Genomic DNA, 6,877 nt, shown 5'->3' on the forward strand with positions numbered 1-6,877 from the left:
CTCGACGCCGAACTCAATGCGGACGGAACGGTGCGCAAGCCGGGCCAGAACTACTACCTCAAGCCGATGAACTGCCCCATGCACCACCTGATCTACCGGTCGCGGGGACGGTCGTATCGCGAACTTCCGTTGCGGCTCTTCGAGTTTGGCAGCGTCTACCGCTACGAGAAGTCCGGTGTGATCCATGGGCTGACCCGGGTGCGCGGCATGACCCAGGACGACGCGCACATCTACTGCACCCGCGAGCAGCTGCGCGACGAGCTGACATCGGTGCTGCGGTTCGTGCTCGACCTGCTGGCCGACTACGGCCTGGACGATTACTACCTGGAGCTGTCCACCAAGGACCCGGACAAGTACGTCGGTTCCGACGAGGTGTGGGACGAGGCCACCGAGATCTTGCGTGAGGTCGGCGAGGCCTCCGGTTTGCACCTGGTGCCCGACCCCGGCGGTGCGGCGTTCTACGGGCCCAAGATCTCGGTGCAGGTCAAGGACGCGCTGGGCCGCAGCTGGCAGATGTCGACGTTGCAGATCGACTTCAACATGCCGGACCGGTTCGAGTTGGAATACACCGCCAGCGACGGATCGCGGCAGCGTCCGGTCCTGATTCACCGCGCGCTGTTCGGTTCGATCGAGCGCTTCTTCGGGATCCTCACCGAGCACTACGCGGGAGCGTTTCCCGCCTGGTTGGCGCCGGTGCAAGTCGTCGGTATCCCGGTGGCCGACGAACACATTCCCTATCTGCAAGACGTTGCGGCGCAACTTCAGTCGCATGGTGTGCGGGTGATCGTCGACACCAGCGACGATCGGATGGCCAAGAAAATCGTGCACCACACCAACCAGAAGGTGCCCTTCATGCTGCTCGCCGGCGACCGCGACGTGCAGTCCGGCGCGGTGAGCTTCCGGTTCGGCGATCGCACCCAGCTCAACGGGGTGGACCGCGACACCGCGGTGTCGGCCGTCGTGGACTGGGTGAGAAGCCGCGAAAATGCCACTCCCACAGCCGAATTGGTGAAAGCGGCCGGGCCGTGACCGAGCAGGACGATACGATTCACGACCGCGGCGTCGGCCAGCGCGACCACCTGCAGCGGTTATGGACTCCGTACCGGATGAACTACCTCGCCGAAGCCCCGGGCAAGCGCGACGAGGCCAACCCGTCGCGCCCGTTTACCGACATCCCGCAGATGACCGACGAGGACGGACTGGTGGTGGCGCGCGGCGAACTCGTCTACGCCGTGCTCAACCTCTACCCATACAACCCCGGCCATCTGATGGTGGTGCCTTACCGGCGGGTGTCGGAGTTGGAAGAACTGACCGAGCCTGAAAGCGCCGAGGTGATGGCGTTCACCCAGAAGGCGATACGCGTCATCAAGAACGTGTCCCGTCCGCACGGCTTCAACGTCGGTATCAACCTCGGCACGTCGGCAGGCGGCTCGCTGGCCGAGCACCTGCACGTCCACGTCGTGCCTAGGTGGGGCGGCGACGCGAACTTCATCACCATCGTCGGCGGATCCAAGGTGATACCGCAGTTGCTGCGCGAGACCCGTCGATTGCTGGCCGATGAATGGGCCAGGCAGTCATGAGCAAGCTCCCGTTCTTGTCCAGGGCGTTCTTCGCGCGGCTCACCGACCCGGTTGCCCGGGGGGCGCTGAAGATTGGTCTGACGCCCGACATCGTCACCGTCATCGGCACCGTTGGCTCGATGGCTGGGGCATTGGTGCTGTTCCCGATGGGCAAGCTCTTCTTCGGGGGGTGCGTGGTCTGGTTCTTCACGCTGTTCGACATGGCCGACGGGGCCATGGCGCGGGAACGCGGCGGCGGCACCCGCTTCGGTGCGGTGTTGGACGCCACCTGTGACCGGATCAGCGACGGCGCGGTGTTCTGCGGGTTGCTGTGGTGGATCGCGTTCAGCATGCACGACAAGCCGTTGACCGCGGCAACGCTGATCTGCCTGGTCACCTCGCAGGTGATCTCCTACATCAAGGCTCGAGCCGAGGCCAGCGGGCTGCGCGGCGACGGCGGCTTCATCGAACGGCCCGAACGGCTGATCATCGTGCTCGTCGGGGCCGGGGTGTCGGACTTCCCGTTCGTCGCATGGCCCCCGGCGCTGCCGATCGCGATGTGGGTACTGGCGGTGCTCAGCGTCGTCACCTGTGGGCAGCGGCTGTTTGCGGTGCGGACTTCACCGGGTGCCGTGGACCGAATTCCGATCGCGGAAAAGAGCGACCAGTGATACCTCCGTCAGTGGGGCTGAGGCTGCCCAGTCGCGGTCGCGATTACGTGACCGGGCGGGCGACCGAATGGGTGTATGCGACCGGTTGGCGGGCAGTTCGCGCGTTGCCAGAGTTCGCTGCGCGCAATGCATTTGACGCCGGAGCCCGCTACGCCGCGCGCAATGGCGGGCCCGAACAGCTGCGCAAAAACCTGGCGCGGGTTATCGGCGTGCGGCCCGCCGAAGTGCCGGACTCGCTGATGCGCGCTTCGTTGGCGTCCTATGGCCGCTACTGGCGGGAAGCCTTCCGGCTGCCGACCATGGACCACCGCGCAATCGCCCGCCAACTGGACGACGTAGTCGGTGGCCAGGACCATCTGAATGCGGCGCTGGCCGCCGGGCGCGGCGCTATCGTGTCGCTGCCGCACAGCGGCAATTGGGATATGGGCGGCATTTGGATCGCTCAGCGCCACCGCACCTTCGCCACCGTTGCCGAACGTCTCAAACCCGAATCTTTGTACCGGCGCTTCATCGAATACCGCGAGGGACTCGGCTTCGAAGTGCTGCCGCATTCCGGGGGTCCACGGTCTCCCTTCGAGGTGCTGGCCGAGCGGCTCGCCGCCAACCACATCGTGTGTTTGATGGCTGAGCGCGACCTCAGCCGCAACGGCGTCGAGGTCGAGTTCTTCGGCGAGGCGACCCGGATGCCCGCCGGGTCCGCGAAGCTCGCGATCAAGACCGGCGCCGCGCTGCTGCCGTCACACTGCTGGTTCGAGGGCAGCGGGTGGGGTTTCAAGTTCGGCTCGCCAGTGGACACCAGCAGTGCCGATGTCGGTGCGATCACCCAGGAGCTGGCCGAAAACTTCGCGCGCAATATCGCGGCACATCCCGCAGACTGGCACATGCTGCAACCGCAGTGGCTGGCGGATCTGTCGGACGACCGGCAGGCCTGGTTAAAGGACGGCTGATGCGGATCGGGATGGTCTGCCCCTACTCGTTCGATGTGCCCGGAGGGGTGCAGTCGCACGTTCTGCAGCTGGCCGAGGTGATGTCCGCCCGCGGACACCAGGTCAGCGTTTTGGCACCGGTGTCGGAGAACACCTCGCTGCCTGACTACGTGGTGTCGGCCGGCAAGGCGGTGCCCATTCCCTACAACGGGTCGGTGGCGCGGCTGAGGTTCGGCCCGGCCACCCACCGCAAGGTCAAAAAGTGGTTGGCAGACGGGGATTTCGACGTACTGCATCTGCACGAGCCGAACGCGCCAAGCCTGTCCATGCTGGCGTTGAACATCGCCGAAGGCCCGATCGTTGCGACGTTTCACACCTCTGCCACCAAGTCGCTGAGCCTATCCGTGCTGGGCGGATTGCTGCGGCCCATGCACGAGAAGATCGTGGGACGAATTGCGGTGTCCGACCTGGCTCGGCGCTGGCAGATGGAGTCGCTGGGATCGGACGCAGTGGAAATTCCCAACGGTGTCGACGTGGATTTCTTTGCCTCGGCGCAACCCTTGAACGGGTATCCGCGGCCGGGCAAAACGGTGCTGTTCCTGGGACGCTATGACGAGCCGCGAAAGGGAATGGCGACGCTGCTAGCGGCGATGCCCACCGTTGTGCAGCGATTTCCCGATCTGCAGCTACTGATCGTCGGCCGCGGCGATGAGGACGAATTGCGCTCTCAGGCAAGCGGATTCGTGGATAACCTGCGGTTCCTGGGCCAGGTGGACGACGCGGGGAAGGCGTCGGCGATGCGCAGCGCCGACGTCTACTGTGCGCCCAACACCGGCGGTGAGAGTTTCGGCATCGTCCTGGTTGAGGCGATGGCCGCGTGCACTGCGGTGGTGGCCAGCGACCTGGACGCGTTTCGGCGGGTACTGCAGGACGGTGAGGTCGGGCGGCTGGTCCCAGTGGAGCACGGCGCCGCGCTGGCGGAGGCCTTGATCGCGGTGCTGCAGGACGACGCGCTGCGGCAGGGTTACGTGTCGGCCGGCCGCGAGGCGGTTCGCCGGTACGACTGGTCGGTGGTGGCCAGCCAGATCATGCGTGTCTATGAGACGGTCGCGGGAGCCGGAGTCAAGATCCAGGTGGACAGTTAGTGACCTGGCTGCTGGTGGCTTTGATCGCTGCACTGTTCGTGCTGCTGGTTGTGTTCGGCGCCTGGGGGTATCAGCGGGCCAACCGACTCGACCGGCTCAACGTTCGCTATGACCTGTCCTGGCAGGTGCTGGACAGCGCGCTGGCACGCCGCGCGGTGGTGGCGCGCGCGATCGCGCTCGACGCCTACGGCGGCTCGGCGGAGGGCAAGAAGTTGGCGGCGTTGGCCGACGCTGCCGAGCGTGCGCCGCGGTCCGCGCGCGAGACCGCCGAAAACGAGCTGTCCGCTGCGCTGGCACTGGTCGATCCAGCATCGGTGCCGGCGGGTTTGGTAGCTGAACTTGCCGACGCCGAAGCCCGGGTGTTGCTGGCCCGCAGATTCCACAACGACGCTGTCCGCGACACTCTGGTGCTGGCCGAGCGCCGTATGGTGCGTTTGTTCCACCTGGGTGGAAGGGCGCCGCTGCCAACGTATTTCGAGATCGCCGAGCGTCCGCACGCCCAGCGGCATACCGACGACGAACTGAACCACCGCACCTCGGCGCGAGTGGTGCTACTCGACGAGAGCGGCGCGGTGCTGCTGCTGTGCGGCTCTGATCCCGCTCTTGCCGATGCGCCCAGGTGGTGGTTCACCGTGGGGGGCGAAGTGGGCCAAGGCGAGCGGCTGGCCGAAGCCGCGGCCCGGGAGTTGGCCGAAGAAACCGGATTGCGGGTTTCGCCTAGCGATTTGGTCGGGCCGGTGTGGCGCCGCGACGAGGTCTTCGAGTTCAACGGTTCGATGATTGACAGCGAAGAGTTCTACTTGGTGCACCGTTGTCGCCGGTTTGAGCCCGTGGCCACCGGGCGTACCGAGCTGGAGAACCGCTACATCCACGGCGCTCGCTGGTGCAGTTCGGCTGACATCGCCGACCTGATCGCCGCCGGAGAACAGGTGTATCCGCGGCAACTCGGTGAGTTGTTGCCCGCGGCCGTCGAGTTGGCGGACCACTCGGCTGGGGTCGAGGCGGGTGAAGCGCGGGAAACCATTGGGCCGCAATCTATTCGCTGAGTTCGTGGCGTTCCGGTCCGGTGGTGTGCCGCTCGGCGTTAAGGTGAGCGCACTCCTTGGTCGGATTGGAGAGCGCCGTGAGTGATGACCTGCTCCGCAAGAAGTTCACGGAACTCAAAGAACGTGCCGGACAACAAGTACTCCAACACCGAGAACGGCGAAGGCAGTTTGTGGATGGAGGAATTCCGCGGGGAGGTGACCGCGACGATGGTGTTCGACGGGCAGCCCGTGCACGACCATTTCAAGAAGATCGACGACGACGCCGTCATGGGCATCATGAACGGCAAGAACGCGCTGGACAACGGGCGCTACGCATACTTCTACCTCGAACGGGTGTAAGCCAGTCCGCTCAGAAGGGTGGGGGGTCGTGCCAGTGATCCCTGCGGTAGTGGTCGGCCGGTGTGGTCGGTGACGGTCAGGGTGTATGCGTCACCGGTCAAGGTGATCACGCCGCGGTGGTGGAGTCGGTGGTGATAAGGGCAGACCAGGACCAGGTTGCTCAGTTCGGTGGGGCCGCCGTCTTCCCAGTGGTGGAGGTGGTGGGCGTGTAGTCCGCGGGTGGCATCGCAGCCGGGCACCACGCAGGTGCGGTCGCGGTGCTCTAGGGCGCGGCGCAGGCGGCGGTTGATCAGCCGGGTGCTGCGTCCGGCGCCGATGGGTTGGCCGTGGCGTTCCAACCAGAGCTCGCAGGTGGCATCACAGGTCAGGTATTGGCGTTCGGCCTCAGAGAGCAGTGGTCCCAGATGCAGGGCGGCGCTGTGCTGGGCGGGGTCGAGGTGGACCACCACGGTGGTGTGCTGGTCGTGGGGGCGGCGGGCGGCTTCGGTGTCCCAGCCGGTTTCGATCAAACGCATGAACGCCTGCGCGGTGCCCGGTAGCGGGGGCCGCTGCTCCCCCGCAGCGCTGCCCTCATGGTCGTGTTTCCATTGCGCGATCAGCCCGTCACGATGGCAAGCCAGCGCGGCATCGAACTTGGCCGCGCTGTGGTGATCCAAGGTGATGCGATAACAACTGCTGGTCTCGTTGCTGGTCTTGGTGATCGAGCACTGCGGCTGCAATTCTGGTTCTGCTTCGCTCTGCGGGTCGGGTTCGGGTTGGGGTCGCGGTTCGAGTTTGACCGCGGTGCGCAACTGGTTGACCGTGGCGACCTGGGCCAGTTGCGCGTAGTGCTCATCTGAGCCCGCCCCGGCACGCTCGGCGATGACTCCGACCTGATCCAGCGAGAGTCGGCCCTCGCGCATGCCCTGGACACAGCGCGGGAACTGCTCCCAGCGCTTGGCGATGGCCGCGATCGTGCGGGCGTTGGCCGGTGAGCAACCCGTGCGCCAGGCCACCAACGCCGGCACCGACCGCGCCCCGGTCATCCCGCCCAACTCCTCGCGATCGATCTCGGCCACGATCTCCACCAGGCGCCCATCAATGGCATTGCGCTGACCGCACAACTGCGCCAACTCCTCAAACAACACCTCAAGACGCTCACCGGCATCCACCTCCACGACCCCAGCAGATCCGCTCGACGACATAACCCCA

General features: G+C 65.8%; 6 protein-coding genes and 2 pseudogenes. 7 read left to right on the forward strand and 1 reads right to left on the reverse strand.

Features of this window, described 5'->3' with window-relative positions; all coding sequences use genetic code 11:
• The 7 genes and pseudogenes from thrS to A5634_RS04005 all read left to right on the forward strand — a co-directional run.
• On the forward strand, positions 1-1,029 hold a 1,029-nt coding region (gene thrS, locus A5634_RS03975), incomplete at its 5' end, for a threonine--tRNA ligase (RefSeq protein ID WP_065142789.1).
• A complete protein-coding gene (locus A5634_RS03980; protein ID WP_065142790.1) occupies positions 1,005-1,580 on the forward strand; it encodes an HIT family protein in 576 nt (191 codons plus the stop codon). The genes thrS and A5634_RS03980, both read left to right, overlap by 25 nt.
• Positions 1,577-2,230: a phosphatidylinositol phosphate synthase gene (gene pgsA, locus A5634_RS03985; RefSeq protein ID WP_065142791.1), complete on the forward strand. Its 654-nt coding sequence runs from the start codon at positions 1,577-1,579 to the stop codon at positions 2,228-2,230. The genes A5634_RS03980 and pgsA overlap by 4 nt, the downstream gene beginning before the upstream one ends.
• Entirely contained in the window at positions 2,227-3,177 is a 951-nt protein-coding gene (locus A5634_RS03990; RefSeq protein ID WP_065142792.1) for a phosphatidylinositol mannoside acyltransferase, read from the forward strand. Before pgsA ends, A5634_RS03990 begins: the two co-directional genes overlap by 4 nt.
• Entirely contained in the window at positions 3,177-4,301 is a 1,125-nt protein-coding gene (locus A5634_RS03995; protein WP_065142793.1) for a glycosyltransferase family 4 protein, read from the forward strand. The genes A5634_RS03990 and A5634_RS03995 overlap by 1 nt, the downstream gene beginning before the upstream one ends.
• Positions 4,301-5,347, forward strand: a complete 1,047-nt coding sequence (locus A5634_RS04000; protein WP_065142794.1) for an NUDIX hydrolase — start codon at positions 4,301-4,303, stop codon at positions 5,345-5,347. Before A5634_RS03995 ends, A5634_RS04000 begins: the two co-directional genes overlap by 1 nt.
• 132 nt (positions 5,348-5,479) lie before the next feature.
• A pseudogene (locus A5634_RS04005) lies at positions 5,480-5,686 on the forward strand (DUF4334 domain-containing protein); the annotation flags it as partial.
• A gap of 17 nt (positions 5,687-5,703) precedes the next feature.
• Here the strand turns inward: A5634_RS04005 and A5634_RS04010 are convergent.
• Positions 5,704-6,870 (reverse strand): annotated as a pseudogene (locus tag A5634_RS04010) (HNH endonuclease signature motif containing protein); the annotation flags it as partial.
• Between the last annotated feature and the right edge of the window lie 7 nt (positions 6,871-6,877).

The sequence above is a fragment of the Mycobacterium asiaticum genome (genome assembly GCF_001673365.1).
Taxonomy (GTDB): Bacteria; Actinomycetota; Actinomycetes; order Mycobacteriales; family Mycobacteriaceae; genus Mycobacterium; species Mycobacterium asiaticum_A.